The 22,035-nt window shown below is 74.9% G+C and carries 18 protein-coding genes; 12 read left to right on the top strand and 6 right to left on the bottom strand.

Annotated features, from left to right (window positions below):
- Positions 1-31: 31 nt before the first annotated feature.
- The 3 genes from BKA22_RS07640 to BKA22_RS20310 are packed head-to-tail and all read right to left on the bottom strand — an operon-like array spanning position 32 to position 2,435.
- Positions 32-1,114, bottom strand: a complete 1,083-nt coding sequence (locus BKA22_RS07640; RefSeq protein WP_146954608.1) for an AAA family ATPase — start codon at positions 1,112-1,114, stop codon at positions 32-34.
- Positions 1,111-1,638 carry a hypothetical protein gene (locus BKA22_RS07635; protein WP_146954609.1) on the bottom strand — a complete coding sequence of 176 codons (528 nt, stop codon included), beginning with the start codon at positions 1,636-1,638 and terminating at the stop codon, positions 1,111-1,113. Before BKA22_RS07635 ends, BKA22_RS07640 begins: the two co-directional genes overlap by 4 nt.
- Positions 1,635-2,435, bottom strand: a complete 801-nt coding sequence (locus tag BKA22_RS20310; protein WP_146954610.1) for a DUF4129 domain-containing protein — start codon at positions 2,433-2,435, stop codon at positions 1,635-1,637. The genes BKA22_RS07635 and BKA22_RS20310 overlap by 4 nt, the downstream gene beginning before the upstream one ends.
- Positions 2,436-2,637: 202 nt before the next feature.
- On the opposite strand from BKA22_RS20310, the gene purB reads away from it, so the two are divergent.
- Together purB and BKA22_RS07620 are read left to right on the top strand one after the other, a co-directional pair.
- Positions 2,638-4,077, top strand: coding sequence for an adenylosuccinate lyase (gene purB, locus BKA22_RS07625; protein ID WP_146954611.1), 1,440 nt, complete (start codon positions 2,638-2,640; stop codon positions 4,075-4,077).
- 299 nt (positions 4,078-4,376) lie between these two features.
- The gene (locus BKA22_RS07620; RefSeq protein WP_218866990.1) at positions 4,377-5,252 is read left to right on the top strand and encodes a UCP033725 family protein; all 876 of its coding nucleotides are present in this window, start codon (positions 4,377-4,379) and stop codon (positions 5,250-5,252) included.
- Between the two features lie 143 nt (positions 5,253-5,395).
- Here BKA22_RS07620 and BKA22_RS07615 read toward each other — a convergent pair whose 3' ends face one another.
- Entirely contained in the window at positions 5,396-6,664 is a 1,269-nt protein-coding gene (locus tag BKA22_RS07615) for a glutamyl-tRNA reductase (RefSeq protein ID WP_146954613.1), read from the bottom strand.
- 44 nt (positions 6,665-6,708) lie between these two features.
- On the opposite strand from BKA22_RS07615, the gene hemE reads away from it, so the two are divergent.
- The 6 genes from hemE to hemL all read left to right on the top strand — a co-directional run bounded on the left by hemE (position 6,709) and on the right by hemL (position 13,780).
- Positions 6,709-7,782, top strand: coding sequence for a uroporphyrinogen decarboxylase (gene hemE, locus BKA22_RS07610; RefSeq protein WP_146954614.1), 1,074 nt, complete (start codon positions 6,709-6,711; stop codon positions 7,780-7,782).
- A gap of 2 nt (positions 7,783-7,784) precedes the next feature.
- Positions 7,785-9,272 (top strand): protoporphyrinogen/coproporphyrinogen oxidase, encoded by a 1,488-nt coding sequence (locus tag BKA22_RS07605; protein WP_179561686.1) that lies wholly within the window; start codon positions 7,785-7,787, stop codon positions 9,270-9,272.
- 140 nt (positions 9,273-9,412) lie between these two features.
- The gene (hemC, locus tag BKA22_RS07600) at positions 9,413-10,441 is read left to right on the top strand and encodes a hydroxymethylbilane synthase (RefSeq protein ID WP_146954615.1); all 1,029 of its coding nucleotides are present in this window, start codon (positions 9,413-9,415) and stop codon (positions 10,439-10,441) included.
- A complete protein-coding gene (locus tag BKA22_RS07595) occupies positions 10,438-11,376 on the top strand; it encodes a uroporphyrinogen-III synthase (RefSeq protein ID WP_146954616.1) in 939 nt (312 codons plus the stop codon). Before hemC ends, BKA22_RS07595 begins: the two co-directional genes overlap by 4 nt.
- A 77-nt stretch (positions 11,377-11,453) precedes the next feature.
- Complete coding sequence (hemB, locus tag BKA22_RS07590) at positions 11,454-12,425, top strand: porphobilinogen synthase (protein WP_262926925.1); 972 nt, start codon at positions 11,454-11,456, stop codon at positions 12,423-12,425.
- 20 nt (positions 12,426-12,445) lie between these two features.
- Positions 12,446-13,780: a glutamate-1-semialdehyde 2,1-aminomutase gene (gene hemL / locus BKA22_RS07585; RefSeq protein WP_371863676.1), complete on the top strand. Its 1,335-nt coding sequence runs from the start codon at positions 12,446-12,448 to the stop codon at positions 13,778-13,780.
- A gap of 27 nt (positions 13,781-13,807) precedes the next feature.
- Here hemL and BKA22_RS07580 read toward each other — a convergent pair whose 3' ends face one another.
- Positions 13,808-14,206, bottom strand: coding sequence for a cupin domain-containing protein (locus BKA22_RS07580; RefSeq protein WP_146954654.1), 399 nt, complete (start codon positions 14,204-14,206; stop codon positions 13,808-13,810).
- Positions 14,207-14,436: 230 nt separating this feature from the next.
- On the opposite strand from BKA22_RS07580, the gene BKA22_RS07575 reads away from it, so the two are divergent.
- The gene (locus tag BKA22_RS07575) at positions 14,437-17,448 is read left to right on the top strand and encodes a hypothetical protein (RefSeq protein ID WP_146954618.1); all 3,012 of its coding nucleotides are present in this window, start codon (positions 14,437-14,439) and stop codon (positions 17,446-17,448) included.
- Positions 17,449-17,503: 55 nt separating this feature from the next.
- Here BKA22_RS07575 and BKA22_RS07570 read toward each other — a convergent pair whose 3' ends face one another.
- Entirely contained in the window at positions 17,504-18,520 is a 1,017-nt protein-coding gene (locus tag BKA22_RS07570; RefSeq protein WP_146954619.1) for a sulfite exporter TauE/SafE family protein, read from the bottom strand.
- A gap of 342 nt (positions 18,521-18,862) precedes the next feature.
- Between BKA22_RS07570 and BKA22_RS07565 the strand changes: the two genes are divergently transcribed.
- Genes BKA22_RS07565 through BKA22_RS07555 form a run of 3 tightly spaced genes read left to right on the top strand, consistent with a single transcriptional unit; the run spans position 18,863 to position 22,031 of the window.
- Positions 18,863-19,144: a metal-sensitive transcriptional regulator gene (locus BKA22_RS07565; RefSeq protein WP_146954620.1), complete on the top strand. Its 282-nt coding sequence runs from the start codon at positions 18,863-18,865 to the stop codon at positions 19,142-19,144.
- Between the two features lie 55 nt (positions 19,145-19,199).
- Entirely contained in the window at positions 19,200-19,433 is a 234-nt protein-coding gene (locus tag BKA22_RS07560) for a heavy-metal-associated domain-containing protein (protein WP_146954621.1), read from the top strand.
- Positions 19,434-19,466: 33 nt separating this feature from the next.
- Complete coding sequence (locus BKA22_RS07555; RefSeq protein ID WP_146954622.1) at positions 19,467-22,031, top strand: heavy metal translocating P-type ATPase; 2,565 nt, start codon at positions 19,467-19,469, stop codon at positions 22,029-22,031.
- Positions 22,032-22,035 lie beyond the last annotated feature (4 nt).

Raw genomic sequence — 22,035 nt, 5'->3', positions numbered from 1 at the left:
GCGACTCCCGGCAAGGCCGTGCCCGGAGCGGTCACCGCGCGGCGCGCGCCGTCGTCGGCCCGGGGACGGCGCGCAGCACCTCGGCCACCACCCGCTGCGGTGCGAGCCCGGTCGCCCACGCCTGCGGGTTCAGCGACAACCGGTGCGCGAGCGCCGCGACCCCGACCGCCTTGACGTCGTCCGGCGTCACGAAGTCCCGCCCCCGCAGCACGGCGAGCGCGCGCGCCACCAGCACGAGCGCCTGCGACCCGCGCGGAGACGCACCGACCTCGACCGATGCGTGGGCGCGGGTCGCCGCGGCCAGGTCCACGCAGTACGCGAGGACGTCATCGTCGACCGCGACGGCCTCGACGCCCGCCTGCATCGCCAGCAGCGTCGCCGCGTCCACGACCTGCTGCACGTCCGCCTGCTCCTGCCGGCGGGACAGCCGGCGGCTGAGCACGTCGACCTCGGCCGCGTGCTCCGGGTAGCCGACGGCCAGGCGCACCATGAACCGGTCGAGCTGCGCCTCGGGCAGCGGGTACGTGCCCTCGTACTCGACGGGGTTGGACGTCGCGACCACGTGGAACGGCCGTTCCAGCCGGTAGGTGCGGCCGTCGACGGTCACCTGCCGCTCGGCCATCGCCTCGAGCAGCGCGGACTGGGTCTTCGGGGCGGTGCGGTTGATCTCGTCGGCGAGCAGCAGCCCGGTGAACACCGGGCCGGGCCGGAACGCGAACGTCGCGGTGGCCGGGTCGAACACGCTCGAGCCGGTCAGGTCGGACGGCAGCAGGTCGGGCGTGCACTGCACGCGCCGGAAGTCCAGGCCGAGCGCGTGCGCCAGGCTGCGTGCGGCGAGCGTCTTGCCGAGCCCGGGCACGTCCTCGAACAGCACGTGCCCGCCGGCCAGGACGGCCGCGAGCGCGACCTCGAGCGGCTCGCGCATGCCGACGACGACCGTGCCGACCTCGTCGAGCACGGCGTGCCCGAGCGCGGCGACCTCGGCGACGGGCAGCGCCGAGGGCAGCTCGGCCGCCGTGATCGCGGGCGCGGGCGTGGGCTCGGTCGCGGACGCGTCGTCCGTCGCCACGTCCGCTCGTCCTGAGGTGTCGGTCGTCGGGCCGGTCGGCGTCATCGGGTGGACCTCTCGCTGGTGGTGGCGCTGGTGATGGCAGCAGTGGTGCGCGGCGGGTCGAGCCGTTCGAGCACGTCGAGCGCGTGCCGCACGTCCCGCACGGGGGGCAGCGGCGAGACGGTCCAGGTCAGGGTGCGGTACGCGCGCTCCCCGAGCAGGGCCCGGACGGCGGCGGCGTCCTCGGGCGCGGTCAGACGCAGGCCGTGCCGTGCGATCCGGGTCGTTGCGGCGGCCCGCAGGGCGCGCAGCGGCCGTTCGCCGATCCGTCCGTCCCTGCCGACCATCGACCAGGCGAGGTCCTGCACGTCCCCGCGGGCGCCGGTGCGAGGGGGCGCCGGAACCCGCTCGGGGGCCAGGTCCGGCCGGGCGTCGACGCGGGCGGCCGCGACCACGGCCAACGCGCCCAGGACGCCGACGACGAGCGCCGAGCCGCCCTTGAGCCCGAAGGCCGCCGCGGCGCCGGCGACCACGGCGCCGACCAGGAGCGGGCGCACGCACGCGCGCACCACGGCCCGGGCGGTCACGACGACTCCCCGGCGACGGGCTCGGCCGGTGCCTCGGAGGATGACGCGGCACGTTCCTGCAGGCCGTCGGCGAGCAGCGCGAGGGCGTCCCGTGCTCGTTCGACGTCGCCGGTGGTCACCGGGTGCGACCCGTACCGGGCGGCCAGGTACAGCGCGAGGAGCTCCCGGACCGCGAGCGGGTCGGCCCGGGTCGCGTCGAGCACCTGGACCGTGAGCTCGCCGGCCGTCTGCGCCGGGTCACGGACCACACCGACCCGGGCGGCGGCCTGCTCGAGCGTCATCCAGGCGGCGATGACCGCGTCTCCGGGCGGGACGTCGTCCACGAGCTCGCGGCCGGCCTGCTGCACGGCCTCGCGCAGGGCGGGCGCATCGAGCTCGGGGACGTCGACGAGCTCCCCGGCGTCGAGCTCGTCGTCCTCCTCGTCGGCGGTGCGGTCCGACTGCCTCAGCCGACGCGCGACCCGCAGCAGCAGGTAGACGAGCAGGAGCGCTGCCATGACGGTCACCAGGACCGTGATCCAGCCGATCCCCACCGGCGGTTCGCCGAGGTCGGAGGGCGGCGGCGGGTCCTCCTCCACGACCGGCGGCGGCGTCCCGGCCGTCATCTGCACGCGCGGGATCTCCACGTCGACGTCCCGCACCCCGATCCGCCACGGGCCGGCCAGCCCGGCGGCGAGCACCACGAGGGCGACCAGGGCGGCGAGCACCGGCACGCCGCCCCGCGTCGGCAGCGGCCTGCCGGGGGCGGGTCGGGAGGGCGCCGAACGCGCAGGATCGCTCACCGACGTGCTGGTCACGGCTCTCCTCGCCTGGTCCTCGCCTCGTCCGGCGTCGGGTCATGCACCTGGTCGGCCAGGCTACCCACGAGGACGCCCCTGGTGGCGACACCCGATCGGCCCGTGACCTGCACCTCGCCGGCGCCTCCCCTGCACCGTGCCGCGCGAGGACGTGCCGGACGTCGACCGGACCGGCAGGCGCCCGTGCGCGATGATGGGCGCCATGACGTCCCCCGTGCGCGTACCCCTGGCCGACGTGTTCCCGCCGATCGCCCTCGGGCCGCTGGACGGCCGGTACCGCGCCGCCGTCGCCCCGCTGGTGGATCACCTGTCGGAGGCCGCGCTCAACCGGATGCGCGTGCACGTCGAGGTCGAGTGGCTCATCCACCTGACGTCGCACCACGTCGTGCCGGGCGCCCCCGTGCTGTCGCAGGAGGAGCGCGCGTACCTGCGCGAGGTCGTCGCGACGTTCGGCCCGGACGAGATCGCCGAGCTGGCCGAGATCGAGCGGACCACGGTGCACGACGTGAAGGCCGTGGAGTACTTCCTCAAGCGGCGTCTGGCCGCGGCGCCCGACGTCCTGGGCTCCGACACCGTGCTGGCCGGCGTGGGCGAGCTGGTGCACTTCGCGTGCACGAGCGAGGACGTCAACAACCTGTCGTACGCGCTGATGGTCCGCGGTGCGGTCCGTGAGGTGTGGCTGCCCGCGGCCACGGCGCTCGCCGACCAGGTCGCTGCGCTCGCGCACGAGCACGCGCAGCAGCCGATGCTCGCCCTGACGCACGGGCAGCCGGCCACGCCGACGACGCTCGGCAAGGAGCTGGCGGTGCTCGCCTACCGGCTGCGTCGTCAGCTCGCGCGGATCGCGGGCGACGAGTTCCTCGGCAAGATCAACGGGGCGACCGGCACGTTCGGCGCGCACGTGGTCGCCGTTCCGGGCGCCGACTGGCCGACCGTCTCGCGCACGTTCGTCGAGCACCTGGGCCTGACCTGGAACCCGCTGACCACGCAGATCGAGTCGCACGACTGGCAGGCCGAGCTGTACGCGGACGTCGCGCGCTACAACCGCATCCTGCACAACCTGGCGACCGACGTGTGGACGTACATCTCGCGCGGGGTGTTCATCCAGATCCCGGTGGCGGGTGCGACGGGTTCGTCGACCATGCCGCACAAGGTGAACCCGATCCGTTTCGAGAACGCCGAGGCGAACCTCGAGCTCTCGTGCGCGCTTCTCGACACGTTGTCGGCCACGCTCGTGACGAGCCGCCTGCAGCGTGACCTGACGGATTCCACGACGCAGCGCAACATCGGCCCGGCCTTCGGTCACTCGATGCTCGCGATCGACAACGTGCGTCGCGGTCTTCAGGCGCTCGACGTGGACGCGGCGATGCTGGCGCGCGAGCTCGACGAGAACTGGGAGGTGCTCGGCGAGCCCGTCCAGTCGGCGATGCGTGCCGCGGCCGTCGCGGGCGTCACCGGCATGGAGAACCCGTACGAGCGCCTGAAGGAGCTGACCCGGGGGCGCCGGCTGACCGCGGACGACATGCGCGAGTTCATCGGCGGGCTGGGTCTGCCGGAGGACGTCGCGGACCGCCTGCGCGCCCTGACGCCGGCGACGTACACGGGGATCGCAGCGGCCCTGGTCGACCGCCTGGAGGACTGAGCCCCTGGTCGGAGGGCTGCGGCGGGCCCCACCGGGGGGCGTGTGGCGGGCGTCTGTGACAGCGGTGGGAATCCGTGGGAGGCCGAGTCATGCGACCGGCGCGGCGTCGGCGCGTCCAGCGCGTCTCATGAGAATCCCATGAGATTCCCCCATTCGGCCGAACGGAGGTTCTGGACATCCGCCCTGCTCACCCTGCATGATCGTGACCGATCCGTCTGGATCGTCCGTTTCTTGCAGTACCACTGAGCACGCCCCGAGTTCCCCTCCGATTCCCGGGCAAGGATGCCAACGTGACGCTCATGCAGAAGGCGATCACGCCGTCGCTCACCCGCGCGATCCTGACCGCGGGCCACGACCGCGTGGCCGGATATGTGGTGCGGGCCGAGGACGTCGCTTTCGCGACGACCCCGTCCCAGCTGTTCGAGGTGCACGGCCTGGGTTACCCCGGGTCGCCGTTCAGCCCGTTCGATCGCTCGATCGACCTGCTGCGGTTCCACTCCTCGCCTCAGCTGCAGTACCGCGACGTCCCCGGTTACATCGTGCCGTTGTGGTGGCTGCGTCACTCCCGCATCCCCCCGGGCGCCGAGCTCGTCCGCGTGTTCGCCGACGGCTCGCAGGTGCTGCTGGCGCGCTACGTGGACGTCGGCACGGGTTGGGTCGTCGGGCAGTTCGGTGCACCGCAGCCGGCGCTCGCGTCGCTGTCGCGATGCGTGGGCCCGGTCGCCAAGTGGCACGGCGCCTACCTCGAGGCCGACGTCGTCGACAACGGGCACACCGTGGTCCTCGCGCTGGCCAACCCGCCGCTCGCCGAGACCGGCTTCCACCAGTCGCCGACCGGACGCTGGTTCCGCCGGGTCGCCCGTGAGGACGTCACCGAGCTGTTCGAGCTCGACCTGACCGCGCGGTGGAACGGACTCAGCGTGCGGGTCGTCGACCAGTGGCAGGACGCGCAGCGCTACGTCGTCGCGCGGATCTCGCACCTGGGCGACGACATCGAGCGGGCCGAGCGGCTGCAGCTCGAGCAGGTCGAGGCCGGCGTCTACGAGGCGATCGTCTACGCGGCCGAGCTGACCGACATCCAGACCAACCAGGTCGTCCCGCACACGTGGGCGCCCGGTCCCTCGGCACCGCAGGTGCCGCTCCTCCCGCAGGACCCCTCTTGGGCGACGACCTGAGAGCGCTTCCCCCCTCGGTCACGGCGACGGCCTGACCCCCCGGACTGCCGGGCCTGGTTCCCTCCCCCCCGAACCAGGCCCGGCACCTGTGTCTCCGGGCCCGTTCGCGGCCCCGACGCCCGTGCGGCGGCCGGGACCGGACGTCAGGCGGTGCCGACCTCGTGGCCGTCGACCTCCGGGACCGGGATCTGCGACAGCTCGGCCAACGCCTGGGCGTAGGCGATCGCGTCGCCCGCGCGTGCCGCCTCACGGGCCCGCACGGTCGGACCGTGCAGGCGGGTGCGCGTCCGCCTCCGCAGCGCGCGCTCGGCCACCTCGTCGCGCAGCTGCTCGGGCAGGCTGCTCAGGCGCGTCTCGAGACCGCCGAGCACCCGGGTGCGCGCGGCGACCAGCACCGCGTCCCACTCGCGCACGCGCCGGTCGCCCTCGAACTCCTCGGCCGCGGATGCCACGACGTCCCGGGCGGTCAGCACCGCGTCGTGCTCGGCCGGTGCATGCTCCGCCACGGTCTGCAGGCTCACCAGGCGCACGCCCGGCAGGTCACGCACCCCCGGGTCCACGTCGTGCTTGAGTGCGAGGTCCACGACCGTGAGCGGACGCGACGACCCCGTGCGGACCGCCGCGAGCGCGTCGACCTCGAGCACGGCACCGGCCGCGCCGCTGCAGGCCACCACGAGGTCGGCGTCGGCCAGCTCGGCATGCAGGTCGGCACCCGGCGGCAGGGCGTGCACGCCGCGCGCCGCGGCGAAGGGACCCGCGCGCCCGCTCGGGGAGTAGACGCGCACGTCGGTGCAGCCGCGGGCCTTGAGCGCGGCCAGGCTCGCGCCGGCGTACGAGCCGGTGCCGATGAGCACGCACCGCACGGCGGACCAGTCGGGCAGGTCGTCCTCCGCGAGGTCGAGCGCGACGCCGACCACGGAGCGTCCCGTGGACCCGAGCCCGGTGCGCGCCTCGACCGTGCGGGACGTGCGGGAGGCCGCCTGGAAGAGCGCCTCGAGCCCCGAGGTCGTCGTGCCGTCGCGGCGCGCTCCGGTCAGCGCACGCCGCACCTGCCCGGCGATCTCGCGCTCGCCGACGACCATCGAGTCCAGGCCGCTGGCCACGGCGAACAGGTGCACGCTCGCCTCGGTGCCCGTGAGGGCGTGCAGGTGCGTGCCGACCTGGACGGTCGTGTAGCCGGACCGGGCTGCCACGGTCTGTGCGGCGGCGGCGGTCGCGAGGGGCGCGTGCTCGATGTCGTCGACGTCCAGGTACAGCTCGAACCGGTTGCAGGTCGCCAGGACGACGGCACCCGTGACGTACCCGGTCGCCGCCACGAGCTCGCGGCCGACGGCGTGCACGTCCTGCTGGAGCCGTTCCAGCACGCCGAGGTCGAGGTCGTGGTGACTGGCGACAAGACTCAGCAGCACCACGGGGCGATTGAATCATCCTCGGAAAAGTCCGGCACAATCGCAGGGTGAATCTGCCCTCCGCGCACCCTCTCGTCGACGGTCGCACCACCCATTCGCCGCTGGTCGACGCGTATTCCGGACGGGCATCCTCCCGGCGCCCCGTGTGGTTCATGCGGCAGGCCGGGCGGTCGCTGCCGGAGTACCGGGCGGCACGCGAGGGCACCGCGATGCTGGAGGCCTGCCTCGACCCGGCGCTGGCCTCGGAGATCACGCTGCAGCCGGTGCGCCGGCACGACGTGGACGCGGCGATCTTCTTCTCCGACATCGTCGTGCCGCTGAAGCTCGCGGGGGTCGACGTGGAGATCAAGCCGGGGGTCGGGCCGGTGATGGGATCCGCGGTGCGCACGGCCGAGGACGTCGCCCGGCTGCGCGACCTGGGGCCGCTGACCGCGGAGCAGCTCGCACCGGTCGCCGAGGGCGTGGCCCGTACGGTCGCCGCGCTGGGCTCGACGCCGCTCATCGGGTTCGCGGGGGCGCCGTTCACGCTGGCCGCGTACCTGGTCGAGGGCGGCCCGTCGCGCGACCACCTGGCGGCCCGCACGCTCATGCACGCCGATCCCGAGACGTGGGTGGCGCTCACGGAGTGGGCGGCCGACGTGACGGGGGCGTTCCTGCGGGCGCAGGTGCTGGCCGGTGCGAGCGCGACGCAGCTGTTCGACTCGTGGGCCGGGTCGCTGGGCCTGGCCGACTACGTCGCGCACGTCGCACCGGCGTCGGCGCGCGCGTTGTCGCACGTCGAGGACCTGGCGGCCGACGGCGTGCGCCGGGTGCACTTCGGCACGGGCACGAGCGAGCTCCTGGTCGCGATGCGCGACGTGGGGGCGGACGTGATCGGCGTGGACTACCGGCTCCCGCTCGACGAGGCGAACCGCCGGCTGGGCGGGCGGACGCCGTTGCAGGGCAACATCGACCCCGCGCTGCTGGAGGCCCCCTGGCCGGTGCTCGAGGCGCATGTGCGGGATGTCGTCGCGCGTGGTGCGCAGGCACCGTCGCACGTGGTGAACCTGGGGCACGGCGTCCCGCCGACCACGGATCCGGACGTGCTGACCCGCGTCGCGCGTCTCGTGCACGAGATCTGATCGTGGCCACCCCTGACCGGCGCAGCCGGCCCCGCCCCGATTCCACCTCGCCGGACGAGCAGTGGGGGGCGGTGGTCGTCGGCGGTGGTGTCGCCGGGCTCGTCGCGGCCCGCGAGCTGGTGCGCGCCGGCGTTCCCACCCTGGTCCTCGAGGGTCGGGACGCGGCCGGTGGCTCGGTGCGCGGCCACGAGGTCGCGGGCCTGCGGCTGGACGCGGGTGCGGAGTCGTTCGCGACCCGCGGCGGCGCGGTGGCCGCCCTGCTCGAGGAGCTCGGGCTGGGCGACGCGCTGCGCGTGCCGCAAACCGTCGGCTCCTGGGCGCACCTGCCGGGCAAGGACGGTCCGCTGCCGCGCACGGGCGTCCTGGGGATCCCGGCGCGCCCGTGGGCCGCGGACGTGCGAGCCACCCTGGGTCTGGGCGGGGCGCTGCGCGCGTCCCTCGACCTGGTGCTGCCGGCGTCGGTCGGCAAGGACGCGGCCTCGCTCGGCGCGCTGGTGACCGCCCGCATGGGTCGTCGTGTCGTCGAGCGGCTCGTGCAACCGATCGTCGGCGGCGTGCACGCGGCGGACCCGGACGACCTGGCGGTCGACGCGGTGGCCCCGGGCCTGCAGGCCGCCCGGGCGGCGGCGCGCGGCTCGTTGGCGCGTGCCGTGCAGGCCATGCGGGCGGCGGCGCCCGCGGGTGCGGCCGTGCAGGGTGTGGACGGCGGCATGTTCCGGATGGTCGACGCGCTGGTGGCCGACGTCGAGGCGCACGGCGGTCAGGTCCGGACGCGGTCGCGCGTGCGGGCGCTGGCCCCGCAGCCCGACGGGTCGACGCGCGTGCTGCTGGACGACGCGACGGTGCAGACGCCCCGCCTGGTCCTGGCGACGCCCGCGGCGGGCGAGCTGCTGCAGGCCGCCCGGGTCGCGGACCTGAGCGCCGCACGGCCGGACGACGGTGCGCGGGTCACGCTCGTCACGCTCGTCGTGGACTGCCCGGCGCTGGACGCGGCACCGCGCGGCACGGGGGTGCTGGTCGCCCCGGGCGCCACGGACGTGCAGGCGAAGGCGCTGACGCACGCGACCGCGAAGTGGGCGTGGCTGCGTCGGGACGTGCCGGCCGACCGACACGTCGTGCGCCTGTCGTACGGCCGCGCGGGGGCGGACAACCGGCAGGGTGCGGGCGGGCGGAAGGACGGCGAGCAGAGCCCGCTGACCGTGCCTGTGCGTGAGGGCGACGACGCGGTGCTCGTCGAGCAGGCGGTGCGTGATGCCTCGGTGCTGCTGGGTGTGCCGCTCACCGCGGAGCAGGTCGTCGGGACGGCGGTGGTGCGCTGGACGCAGGCGCTCCCCCGGCCGTCGGCGACCCATCGGGAGGCGGTCGCGGCGGTGCGTGCGGCTGTCGCGGACCTGCCGGGGGTGGCGGTCTGCGGGGCGTGGGCCGACGGCAACGGCCTGGCTTCCGTGGTGCCCGCCGCGCGGGCTGCGGCGCGTTCTCTGCAGGACTGACGGACATTTTCTGACAACACGTCACGACAAGGCCACAGAATGCACGGCGCGACATTCTCGGAATGCCGTCGGACGCGCACTTCATCGGCCCCGTCGCACGCTTTTCGACTTCCCCGCCGACGAGAGGGACACTGAGCCCCATGCCCCAGCACGTGCGTGTCGGCACCCGCGCGAGCATCCTCGCCCTGACCCAGACGGGCCACGTCGCCCAGGCGCTCGCCACGCTCGCAGCGCACCCCGGATCTGAGAGCCTCACGGTCGAGACCGTCCGCGTGCGCACCGACGGCGACCGGCTCACCGGTTCCCTGGCGAGCCTCGGCGGCACGGGCGTGTTCGTCACCGCGCTGCGCGACGCCCTCCTCGACGGGCGCTGCGACCTCGCCGTGCACTCGCTCAAGGACCTGCCCACCGGACCCGCGGACGGGCTCGTGCTCGGAGCCGTGCCGCTCCGGCAGGACCCTCGCGACGCGCTGTGCGCCCGCGACGGCCTCACGCTCGCCACCCTGCCCACGGGCGCCCGGGTCGGCACCGGCTCTCCCCGACGGGCCGCTCAGCTGCTGGCCGCCCGCCCTGACCTGGACGTCGTGGACATCCGCGGCAACGTCGACACCCGCCTGCGCCGGGTCGCGCCCGGCGACCTCGACGCGGTCGTGCTGGCCCGCGCCGGGCTCGCCCGCCTCGAACGGCTCGACCAGGTGACCGAGACCTTCGAGCCCGACGTCATGGCCCCCGCGCCCGGGCAGGGAGCGCTGGCCGTCGAGGTGCGCACCGCCGACGCCGACGGCACGACCCCCCTGGCCCGCGCGCTGCGGGCGCTCGACCACCGGCCGACCCGGCTCGCCGTCGTCGCCGAGCGGGCCCTGCTCGCCCGGCTCGAGGCCGGCTGCGCGGCACCCGTCGGGGCCCTCGGCCGGCTCGACGACGACGGACGGACCCTGCACCTGGACGCCGTGGTCGCGCGCACCGACGGCACCCGGACCCTGCGGCGGTCGTCGACCACGGTCCTCGGGGCCGTCGCCGGCGCGTCGCCGGCAGCCGGCACGCTCGCCGACGCCCTCGCCGAGGCGCAGGCCGACACGCTCGCCGCCGAGCAGCTCGGGCGTGCGCTCGCCGAGCAGCTGCTCGACGCCGGCGCGGCCGAGCTCGCGGAGCTGGGCGCCACCCGATGACCACGCCCTCCCGACCGACCGACGACCCGACCGGCAGCCGTCCCGGTGACCCGGTCGGCGACCCGAGCGACCGACGGGCCGGCGGACCGCTCGCCGGTCTGCGCGTGCTCGTCCCGCGCCCGAGCGCCGGGACCAGCCCTGCCGTGGTCGCGCTCGGAGCGGCCGGTGCGCAGGCGGTCGTCGTGCCCCTCATCGAGACCGTCCTGCCGGAGGACCCGACCGACCTCGACGACACCCTGCTGGCGCTCGGCGCCGGGTGGTACTCCTGGCTCGTGCTCACCAGCGCCGCCGCCGTGCCCGTGCTGGTCGACCGTGCGGTCGACGTCGACGCCCCGCTCGAGGAGCTCGTGCGTCGCACCGGCACGCGTGTCGCCGCGGTCGGCCCCGGCACGGCCCGCGCGCTGCGGGAGGCCGGCCTGCGCGTGGACCTCGTGCCGCCGACCGGGTCGACCGCCGCGCTGCTCGTCGAGGCACTGCTCCGCGTGACCGCCGCCGAACCGGCCCTGCCGGACGGTCCCGGACGCGTGCTCTTCCCGCGCGGGGACCTCGCCTCGGCGACGCTCGCCGACGGCCTGCGCGCCCGCGGCTGGGAGGTCGACGACGTCGTCGCGTACCGCACGGTCGCCGCGGCACCGCCGTCCGCCGAGGTCGTCGCCGACTGGCGCGAGGGCAGGATCGACGCCGCGCTGCTCACGTCCGCCTCGACCGTGCGCGAGCTGGCCGCCCACCTCGGGACGCCGCCGGCCGGCACGCTGCTGGTCTGCATCGGGCCGTCGACGGCCGCGGAGGCACGGCGGCTCGGCCTGCCCGTGGCCGCCGTCGCCGCCGAGCAGACGATGCAGGGCCTGGTCACGGCACTGGGCACGGCACTGGCCACCGCCCGGCACGACTCCGCACCCGACACCCCCGCACCGTCCTCCGAGGAGCCCGTGTGACCTCCGCCGACCCGCAGCACCCGTCCGACCCGTCGTCGGCGCGCCCGTCCGGGCCCGCGTCCGAGGGTGTCGGCCGTATCCGTCCGCGTCGCCTGCGCAGCACGCCCGCGATGCGGCGCCTCGTCGCCCAGACACGGGTGCACCCGGCCGAGCTCGTGCTGCCGGTCTTCGTGCGGGAGGGCCTGGCCGAGCCGCGACCCATCGCCTCCATGCCGGGCGTCGTCCAGCACACCCGCGACAGCCTGCGGCGGGCGGCCGCGGAGGCCGCCGAGGCGGGGCTGGGCGGGCTCATGCTGTTCGGCGTCCCGCTGGTCCGCGACGCGGTCGGCACGCAGGCCACCGACCCCGACGGGATCCTCAACCGGGCGATCGCCGACGTGGTGGCCGAGGTCGGTGACGCGCTCGTCGTGCAGGCCGACCTGTGCCTCGACGAGTTCACCGACCACGGGCACTGCGGCGTGCTCACCGCCACGGGCGCCGTCGACAACGACGCGACGCTCGTCCGGTACGCCGAGATGGCCCTCGCCCAGGCCGACGCGGGCGCCCACCTCGTCGGGCTCAGCGGCATGATGGACGGCCAGGTCGGCGTCGTGCGGGACGCTCTCGATGAGGCCGGGCACCTCGACGTCGCCGTGCTCGCCTACGCCGCGAAGTACGCCTCGGCGTTCTACGGCCCGTTCCGCGACGCGGTCGAGTCGACCCTCGAGGGCGACCGCCGCACCTACCAGATGGACCCGGCGAACCGCCGCGAGGCGCTGCGCGAGGTCGCGATCGACATCGCCGAGGGGGCCGACGTCGTCATGGTCAAGCCGGCCATGTCCTACCTCGACGTCCTGGCCGACGTGGCGGCGATGTCGTCCGTCCCGATTTCCGCCTACCAGGTATCGGGCGAGTACGCGATGATCGAGGCCGCTGCGGCGGCAGGGTGGATCGACCGGCGCCGCGCGATCGAGGAGTCCGTGGTCGGCATCCGGCGCGCCGGTGCCGACCACGTCCTCACCTACTGGGCTACGGAGCTGGCCGGATGGCTGGCAGAGGAGAAGCGATGAGTGAGCTCGGGTCCGACACCATGGATGGGCGGACGACGACCAGCGAGGACGCGTTCCGGCAGGCGCAGGGGGTGATCCCCGGAGGGGTGAACTCCCCCGTGCGGGCGTTCGGCTCGGTCGGCGGGACACCCCGCTTCCTGGCATCGGCCCTCGGCGCGTACGTGACCGACGTCGACGGGCACGAGTACGTCGACCTGGTCGGCTCGTGGGGTCCCGCGTTGCTGGGCCACGGGCACCCGGTCGTGCTCGACGCCGTGCACGAGGCCGTGTCCCGCGGTCTGAGCTTCGGTGCGCCGACCGTCACCGAGGGCGAGCTGGCCGAGGAGATCCGCCGTCGGGTCCCGGCCGCGCACCGCGTCCGCCTGGTCTCGACCGGCACCGAGGCCACGATGACGGCCCTGCGGCTGGCCCGTGGGTTCACCGGCCGTGACCTCGTGCTGAAGTTCGCCGGCTGCTACCACGGTCACGTCGACGCGCTGCTCGTGGCGGCCGGCTCCGGCCTGGCCACGCTCGCCCTGCCCGGGTCGGCCGGTGTGAGCGCCGCCGTCGCGGCCGAGACGATCGTCGTGCCGTACAACGACCTGGACGCCGTCGCCGCTGCGTTCGCCGAGCACGGCGAGCGGATCGCCGCGGTCATCACCGAGGCCGCGCCCGCCAACATGGGTGTGGTGCCGCCGCTGCCCGGCTTCAACGGCGAGGTCCGCCGGATCGCGCACGAGCACGGTGCCCTGTTCGTGCAGGACGAGGTGCTCACCGGCTTCCGGGTCGGCCCGGCCGGCTGGTGGGGCTTCGAGGGTCAGGCCGAGGGCTGGGAGCCCGACCTGCTGACCTTCGGCAAGGTCATCGGCGGCGGCCTGCCCGTGGCGGCCGTCGCGGGTCGGGTCGACGTCATGGAGCAGCTCGCACCGCTCGGGCCCGTCTACCAGGCGGGGACCCTGTCGGGGAACCCGGTGGCGACCGCGGCCGGCCTGGCCACGCTGCGCCTCGCGGACGACGCCGTGTACGCCCGGGTCGACGCCGCGTCCGCGCAGCTGCGCTCGGCGGTCTCGCAGGCGCTGGCCGCGGCGAGCGTGCCGCACGCGATCCAGTGGGCCGGCAGCCTGTTCAGCATCATGTTCGGTGCCGAGGCCGCCGCCCAGGGTGCGCGCGACTACGCGGCCGTGCAGGCCACGGAGTCGTGGCGGTACGCCCCGTTCTTCCACGCGCTGCTGGAGGCGGGGGTCTCCGCGCCGCCGTCGGCGTTCGAGGCGTGGTTCGTCTCGGCCGCGCACGACGACGAGGCCGTGGGCCGGATCGTCGACGCACTGCCCGCCGCCGCAGCAGCGGCCGCCTCGGCCCAGGCACCGCAGGACTGACCCGCGACCCGCGTCGCTCCCCGGGCCTCAGGCCGGGCCGAGCGGCGCGGGTGGCCCGTCGGCGAGGCCGGCTGCGCCGCCCGGGCCGCCATCGGCTCCGCCCGGGTGCGGCTCCTTGAGCTCGACGAAGAACGCGTGCGTCGGGCTGGTCCCGACGTTCTCCCCCACGTGCTCCTGACCGGCGAGCCACCGCACCTGCCCGGGCTCGAGCTCGACCTCCACCGCCCGCTCGCCCGAGGTGATGCGCCGACGGAACCCGGTGGCCGTCACCATCACGGAGTCGGGGTGCCGGTGCGGGTGGGTACGCGCACCCGGCACGTCGCGGTACTCCAGGACGCGCACCCGGTCGTTCTCCAGCACGACCCGGTAGTGCTCGGGGTCGGTGACCGTGGGGTCGTCGGGGGCGTGCGGACCGTCCGGTTCCATGGTCGCCTCGCGCTGCTGGGCTCGCCCGCGACCGTCCGGTCGCGGCAGGGCCAGTGTGGGCGCGCACCCGGTGGCCCGCGAGGCGAGGCGGTGTGCTGGCACCGGCTGGTCGGCGCCGTCACCGCCGCACCGAGGGCCGCGTCGGCGTGTTCGGCGACTCGGGCTGCTCAGGGCTGCGTCCCGGTGGTTAGCCTCCCGCGTGTGCCACTCGGACGATTCGACGACGCGCTGTGACCGGCGTCTCCGCTCAGGAACGCTTCGCATCCCGCGTCGGGTCGCGCCGCGGGATGCGCGCCTGGCTCGCCTTCCTCACCGCGCGGCCGAGGCTCACCGCGACGGTGGCGGGCTCCGGTCTGGTCGCGGCGGCGGCGGTCAGTGCGACCCCGTACCTCTTCGATCGGTTCAGCAGAGCGCTGTCCGCGGGTGAGGACGCTGCTTCCTGGGCGGCGCTGCTCGTGGGCGCGTCCGTCCTCTCGGCGGTGGCGGGCTGGGCCAAGGAGGGTGCGGAGCTGCGGCTCGTCGTCGCCGTACGGTTCCTCGCCCTGCGCACGTTCTTCGAGGAGTCGCTCGACGACTCCTCCGGTCGGCGCGCCCCGTCCACGGGCCGGTTCAGCACCCACCCGGCTCAGATCAGCCAGTTCGCGTACGTCGTCGACCTGGCCATCACCCTGGTTCGATCCGTCGCCATCGCGACGTTCGTGGTCCTCACCTACGGCACCGTCGGGTGGACCGCCCTCGTCGGCGTGTGCGTCGCCACCCTCATGGCGCTCCGGCTCGTCCACCTCGTCGGAGCCGTCTACCACCGATACATCGAGAGCGAGGCGGCGCGTGTCGACCGCATCCGCGATCTCAGCAACGCCGCCTGGAAGCTGAGGGCGGCAGGGCTCTCCGAGCACGTGGCGGGCTGGATGCAGGCGCGCCGGGACGCCCAGGTGCCCGTCCTGCTCCGACGGGCGAACCTGCAGGTGGTCAACGGGGTCGTCGCCTCGGCAGCTGTGCCCGTCGTGGTCACGACGGCTGCGTTGGTGTTCGTCCTGGGCGCCGACGGTGGAGCTTCCACCCTCGTCCCGCTGCTGGTGGCCGCCGGTCTGCTGTCGAGCGCGCTGCAGGAAGCCGTCACGAACTACCGCGTCGTGCGGCTGACCATCCCGATGCTCCAGGCGTGGGACGAACGACGCCTCGCCCCCAGGGCTGACGTCGACCTCGACGTGCTGCGCGGCATCGACCAGACTCCCGGCGTCACGTGGTTGAGCGTGTCCGGCGAGGCCGCCGAGGCGGCGGCGTCCGACCTCGTTCGTGCGGCCGGACGGATCCACGGCTGGGGGTGGCTGTCGTCGGACCCGAGGCTCGACGGTCGGGTCGTGCAGACGTGGGCCGGCTCCCTCGACGCAGGCGCACGGCGGGAGCTGGACTCCTGGCTCGTGGCGCTGGAGCTCCCGTCCGATCTGGACGTCGCCGATGCCGTCGAACGACTCGCGTCGATGTCGCGAGGTGAGCGTCACCGTCTCGCGCTGGCCGTCGCCCTCACGGTCTCGGCCGGGCCCTGCCTCCTCTCCCAACCGACGCTGGCCGCGATCGATCGCGCGAGCAGGCTCCGGCTCGTGGGTCGCATCGTCGATGCAGGCCGGCGTGTGGTCCTCGTGGCGGAGGACTGCCTGGGTGTGCCGGTGGACCAGCAGATCGCGCTGACGCTGCGCGACGGGGTTCTCGTCGGTGAACCGGTGGTCCGGACCCTCGAACGCGTGCCGGATGGCCACGAGCCCGCCGCCCCGGTGCCCGTCCCGGTTCGCACCGCTGAGGCCGCGGTCGAGGACCCGGGCTTCGCCACTCCTCGTCCGACCGTCGGCTCCGCGGCGCGTGCGGTCCTCATCGTCCTCGGCGCCGGGGGGACGGCACTGCTGTGCGCTGCCGTCGTCGTGACCTCCACGCTGGGCGTCGTGCTGCCGATCGTCCTCGGCGGGACACGGTCGGACGGCGACCGACGCCAGGCCGCGATCCTGCTCGTGCTCCTGGTCGCCACCCTCGTCGTCACGCTCGGGGTCAACCTTCTGCAGCACCGGACCCCGGTCGCGCGCCTGACCGAGCTCCACGCGCGGATCGCCGACCGGCTCGCCTGGATCGCCGGTCCGTCCCGGACGGGCGAGCTCGTGGGTCGGTTCGGCGAGGACTTCTCGAGCATCCAGATGCAGGTCCCGGCGCAGCTCGTCGGCGCGTTGGTCGTCACGACGCAGCTGGTGGGCGTGGTCCTCGCGCTCGCGCTGGGCGAGCCGGCGATCGTGCTCGTCATCGCGGTCCTGGTCCCGCTCGCGTTCGTCCTGCACCGATCGGGCGAACGCCGCATCGTGACGGCCGTCGGTGAGCAGTCGCGGGCGCGGGGCACCTTCATGGCCTTCTCGACCGGCGCGCTCGACGACGACTCCGCGGGGTCGCACCCGCAGCTGCGTGCCGCGGTCCTGACCACCTACGGCGTCGAGGAGGACCGCTTCGGGCGCGCGTCAGAGGGTCTCGTCTCGGCGATGATGCGGCGACGGACCGAGCTGCAGACCGCCGGGCTCGTGATCTTCGGAGCGGGCACCGCTCTCGCCCTGGAGGCCGACCGCGTGTCGAGCGCGATCGCCCCGGCTGTGATCGCCTACCTCGTCTACACGATCGCCAACCAGCTCCCGCAGCTCGTCGAGTCGGTCCAGTCGATCAGCGTCTCCGCGGCGACCGCCGCTCGCGTGACGTCGCTGCTGGACGCGCCGGACTCGGTCCCGCCCCCGGTGCCGCTGGTCAGCCGGACCGTGGCGATGCTCGAGGCGGCGGTGGCGCAGGACGGGGGGCGCCTGCTGCAGGTCTCCGGACGGACGGGTGTCGGGAAGAGCATCGCGCTCCGATCCGTGACCGCACGCAGGGGCAGCGCCGCGATCTTCCTGGAGGACGACCTCCCCGTCCGGACCGTCGCTGTTGCCGACGTGTGCGAGGCGGTCGGTGCCAGCGTGCCCGGGGCCGACCTTGCGCGGCCCGTCGGCGACCTGTCGCTGGCAGACCGTCAGCGCCTGCTCGTCGCCCACGCGCAGGCGTCGGGGGTGGAGCTCGCCGTGCTGGACGAGTCGTTGAGTGCGTTGTCGCCGGGTGAGGCGGAACGCGTCCTGGAGGAACTCCGGTCCCGGGCCCGTGCGACCGGCCGGACGTTCGTCGTCGTCTCCCACACGAGCACGGACACGAGCCCGGTCGACGAGGGGGTGGCGGTGGAGGCGTGAGCGGCCCTTCCTGGACGCTCGACGTCCCCGTCAGGGACGTCTCCCTCGCTCCCGGTCAGGAGTGCGAGCCGGCCACCGGCGAGCGGTCGAGGACGGCGGCGTCCGCGGTGCCCACTCCGGCGCCGACCGGCTCGGCCTCACCCCGGGCCGACGCGGGGGCCTCGTCCGCGTGCGACCGGTCCACGCCGACCGCGGGCAGCGCGGCCTGCTCGGCGCGGTAGGCGCGCACGGACCAGGTGACGGCGGCGGCCCAGACGATGGCGATCGCCCCGAGCACGAGGCTCTCGGTCGGGGTGTCGGCCTGGCCGAGCCAGTCGGAGCGCAGCAGCGTGCGGGTGTTGGTGAGGACGATGACGCCACCGACGGCCGAGCCGAGGACGCGCGGCGGCACGTGCCGGACGAGCCAGGCGGCGAGCGGGGCTGCGACGACACCGCCGAGGAGGAGCGCGAGGACCCACACGAAGTCGATGCCCTGCGAGCCGAGCGAGAGCAGGAACCCGAGGCTGGCGGCGAGCGAGACGAGGAACTCGCTGGTGTCGATCGAGCCGATGACCTTGCGGGGCTCGAGCCGGCCGGAGGCGAGCAGGGCGGGGGTGCCGACGGGTCCCCAGCCGCCTCCCCCGGTGGCGTCGACGAACCCGGCGACCAGGCCGAGCGGGCCGAGGAACCGCTTGCGCAGCGGCTGGCCGAGGCGGTCGGTGCGCAGCCCGCGGAACGTGAAGCGGCCGAGCAGGTAGAGGCCGAGGCCGAGCAGGATGAGCGACATGACGGGCTTGGCGGCGTCGGTCGACAGGCGTGAGAGCACGGTCGCGCCGGCGAACGCGCCGACGGCGCCGGGGACGCCGACGCGGACGACGACCTTCCAGTCGACGTTGCCGAACCGCCAGTGCGAGACGCCGGAGGCGAGCGTGGTGCCGATCTCGGCGAGGTGCACGGTGGCAGAGGCGGCGGCGGGGTTGGTGCCGATGGCGAGCAGCAGGGTGGCGGACGTGACGCCGTAGGCCATGCCGAGGGCGCCGTCGACCAGCTGGGCACCGAGGCCGACGAGGGCCAGCAGGACGAGTGTGCGCACGATGACCACCTGGGACCGGGTGCCGCGACGGGGTGCGCGACGACGTGAGCCCGGATGATTCCGAGCGGAGCGACTGCGCCTCAACGGTGCGTCCAGCATGTGGATTCACGTTTCGCCATGTGGACGAGCGTCCTGGAACACTGGCGTCACGGTTTCCCCTGGTCAGGCGTGGAAACTCGCCACCAGGGGTTCTCCCGCAGATCCGAGGCGGTGACCAGATCCTGGACGTGCGGTCGCGGACTGCGACCCGAGCCGGGCGAGGCTCGTCGACCCGAGCCCGGAATACCCTGGGGGGGTACCCTGTTGCACGTCTCGACGGACGACGGACCCCTGGGAGGAACCGTGCACGGATACACCGGCGCCAAGGACGACTACCTCAAGCGGCTCAGCCGCATCGAGGGACAGGTCCGCGGCATCGCGCGCATGGTGGACGAGGACGTGTACTGCATCGACGTCCTCACCCAGATCGCCGCCGTCACCAAGGCGCTGCAGGCCGTGAGCATCGGCCTCGTCGAGGACCACCTCGGGCACTGCGTGGTCGACGCCGCGCGGCAGTCCCCCGAGGCGGGCGCCGAGAAGGTCCGTGAGGCGTCCGAGGCCATCGCCCGGCTCGTCCGCAGCTGACCGCAGCACCCACCAGCACCACCAGTACCCAGCCACCCACGCACAGGAGTCACCGATGAGCCAGACCACCACCTTCACCGTCGACGGCATGACCTGCGGCCACTGCGTCGGCTCCGTCACCTCCGAGCTCACGGCCCTGCCCGGCGTCACCGACGTCAAGGTCGAGCTCGTCACCGGCGGCTCGTCCCCCGTCGTGGTGACGAGCGAGGGCCCGCTGGCCGACGAGGCCGTCGCGGCCGCCGTCATCGAGGCCGGCTACGCGATCACCCCGCCCCGCTCGCTGCTCTGACCGCACGACCCGCACACCTCGCTGGGAGCACCCATGAGCACCGATCACGTCCACCCGGGCACGGAGACGGCACCCGCCGTCCCCGTGGCACCCCTCGTCACGGTCGACCTGGCCGTCGAGGGCATGACCTGCGCCTCGTGCGTGGCCCGGGTCGAGAAGAAGCTCAACCGGGTGCCCGGCGCCAGCGCCACGGTGAACCTGGCGCTGGAGTCCGCCCACGTCGAGCTGCACGCACCCGAGGGCGACGGCGCCCCGGCCGACCCCGAGGCGCTCGTCGCCGCGGTCCGTTCGGCCGGGTACGACGCCCGCGTGCTCAAGGTCGCCTCGCCGTCCGCCCGCACCGCACCCGCGGCGGACCCGCACGCCGGGCACCACCACCCGGGGACCCCCGCCGGAGGCGACGCGACCGCGGCCGCGCAGCACAGCGGCCACGAGGCAGGGCACGATGCGGTCGAGCACGCCCTGTCCGGGCACACGATGGCCCCCGGCCACGAAATGACCGAGGACGAGGACACCTCGGCACCGACCGACGCCCGCGGCACCGACCTGCGTCGCCGGCTGCGCGTCGCGGCCGTGCTCAGCCTGCCCGTGCTGGCGCTGTCGATGATCCCGGCCCTGCAGTTCTCCGGCTGGCAGTGGGTCGTCGCCGCGCTCGCCCTGCCCGTGGCGACGTGGGCCGCGTGGCCGTTCCACCGCGCGGCGGCGAAGGCGGCCCGGCACGGCGCGTCGACCATGGACACCCTCGTGTCGATCGGCATCGTCGCGGCGACCGGCTGGTCGCTGTGGGCGCTCCTGCTCGGCGGCGCCGGCGAGATCGGCATGACCATGACCCCCTCGCTGTGGCCCGCCGCCACGAGCGGGCACATGGAGGCCGTGCCCGAGCTGTACTTCGAGGTCGCGGCGATCGTCACGACGTTCCTTCTTGCGGGCCGGTACGCCGAGCACCGCTCCCGCCGCCGCGCCGGCGACGCCCTGCGCGCCCTGCTCGACCTGGGTGCCAAGGACGTGTCCGTGCTGGTCACCGGACCGGACGGCGTCCGCACCGAGCAGCGCATCGCCGTCGACCGGCTGACCGTCGGCGACCTGTTCACCGTGCGGCCGGGCGAGAAGGTCGCCACCGACGGCGTCGTCGTCGAGGGCACCAGCGCGATCGACACCTCGCTGCTCACCGGCGAGCCCGTCCCGGTCGACGTCGGTCCCGGGGACGACGTGACCGGCGCGACGATCAACGCCTCCGGCCACCTGGTCGTGCGGGCCACGCGCGTCGGCGAGGAGACCCGGCTGGCGCAGATCGGTCGGCTCGTCGCCGCCGCGCAGACCGGCAAGGCGCCCGTGCAGCGGCTCGCCGACCGGATCTCGGCCGTGTTCGTGCCCGTCGTGCTGGTGCTGGCCGCCGGCACCCTGGCCGTCTGGCTGCTGACCGGCGGTGGCGCGCAGGCCGCGTTCACGGCCGCCGTCGCCGTGCTGATCATCGCGTGCCCCTGCGCCCTCGGCCTGGCCACGCCGACCGCGCTGCTGGTCGGCACCGGCCGCGGCGCCCAGCTCGGCATCCTCATCAAGGGCCCGGAGATCCTCGAGCAGACCCGTCGCGTCGACACCGTCGTGCTCGACAAGACCGGCACCGTGACCGAGGGCCGCATGGCGCTCGTCGACGTGCTCGTCGCCCCCGGCGAGGACCGTGACGAGGTGCTCCGGCTCGCCGGGGCCGTCGAGCGGCTCGCGGAGCACCCGATCGCCCGCGCGATCGCCGACGCCGCCGAGGCCGAGGCGCCCGCCCTCACCGGCGAGGTGCAGGTCGGCGGCGACGGCGTCGTCATCGGCTCCGACCAGGTGCACGACTTCCACGCCGCCGCCGGCCACGGCGTCACCGGTGTGGTCCGGGCCGCGCACTCCGGGCTCGGGCTGTCCCGTCGCGTGCTCGTCGGCCGCCCGACCTGGCTGACCGCGCAGGAGGTCGGCACGGACGCGCTGCAGGAGCGGTTCGACGCGGCCGAGGCCGACGGCGCGACCGCGGTCATGGTCGCGTGGGACGGTGCCGCCCGCGGCGTGCTCGTGCTGCGCGACCCGGTCAAGGCCAGCTCCGCCCAGGCGGTCGCCGAGCTGCGCGGGCTCGGCCTGCGCCCGGTGCTCCTCACCGGCGACAACCCCGGTGCGGCGCTGGCCGCTGCCCGGGTGGTCGGCATCGCCGACGAGGACGTCATCGCCCAGGTGCTGCCCGCCGACAAGGTGCACGTCGTCGAGCGGCTGCAGGCCGGAGGCGCGCGGGTGGCGATGGTCGGTGACGGCGTGAACGACGCCGCGGCCCTGGCCACCGCGGACCTCGGCCTGGCGATGGGCACGGGCACCGACGTGGCCATCGAGGCCTCCGACGTGACGCTCGTGCGCGGCGACCTGCGCTCGGCCGGTCAGGCGATCCGGCTGTCCCGGCGGACGCTGACGGTGATCCAGCAGAACCTCTTCTGGGCGTTCGCGTACAACGTCGCGGCGGTCCCGCTGGCCGCCCTCGGCCTGCTCAACCCGATGATCGCGGGCGCGGCGATGGCGTTCTCCTCGGTGCTCGTCGTGACGAACTCGCTGCGCCTGCGCCGCTTCGCCTGACCCC

The sequence above is a fragment of the Cellulomonas soli genome, from assembly GCF_013409305.1.
Taxonomy (GTDB): domain Bacteria; phylum Actinomycetota; class Actinomycetes; order Actinomycetales; family Cellulomonadaceae; genus Cellulomonas; species Cellulomonas soli.
The sequence above is the reverse complement of the archived record's forward strand: the minus strand, read 5'-3'. Positions and strand labels throughout refer to the sequence as shown.

What these genes read in the sequence shown, in the direction of transcription:
- BKA22_RS07640 (WP_146954608.1), bottom strand. Translation starts at nt 1,114, where the DNA reads ATGACGCCGACCGGCCCGACGACCGACACCTCAGGACGAGCGGACGTG.
- purB (WP_146954611.1), top strand. Translation starts at nt 2,638, where the DNA reads ATGACGTCCCCCGTGCGCGTACCCCTGGCCGACGTGTTCCCGCCGATC.
- BKA22_RS07620 (WP_218866990.1), top strand. Translation starts at nt 4,377, where the DNA reads ATGCAGAAGGCGATCACGCCGTCGCTCACCCGCGCGATCCTGACCGCG.
- hemC (WP_146954615.1), top strand. Translation starts at nt 9,413, where the DNA reads ATGCCCCAGCACGTGCGTGTCGGCACCCGCGCGAGCATCCTCGCCCTG.
- BKA22_RS07595 (WP_146954616.1), top strand. Translation starts at nt 10,438, where the DNA reads ATGACCACGCCCTCCCGACCGACCGACGACCCGACCGGCAGCCGTCCC.
- hemL (WP_371863676.1), top strand. Translation starts at nt 12,446, where the DNA reads ATGGATGGGCGGACGACGACCAGCGAGGACGCGTTCCGGCAGGCGCAG.
- BKA22_RS07580 (WP_146954654.1), bottom strand. Translation starts at nt 14,206, where the DNA reads ATGGAACCGGACGGTCCGCACGCCCCCGACGACCCCACGGTCACCGAC.
- BKA22_RS07560 (WP_146954621.1), top strand. Translation starts at nt 19,200, where the DNA reads ATGAGCCAGACCACCACCTTCACCGTCGACGGCATGACCTGCGGCCAC.
- BKA22_RS07555 (WP_146954622.1), top strand. Translation starts at nt 19,467, where the DNA reads ATGAGCACCGATCACGTCCACCCGGGCACGGAGACGGCACCCGCCGTC.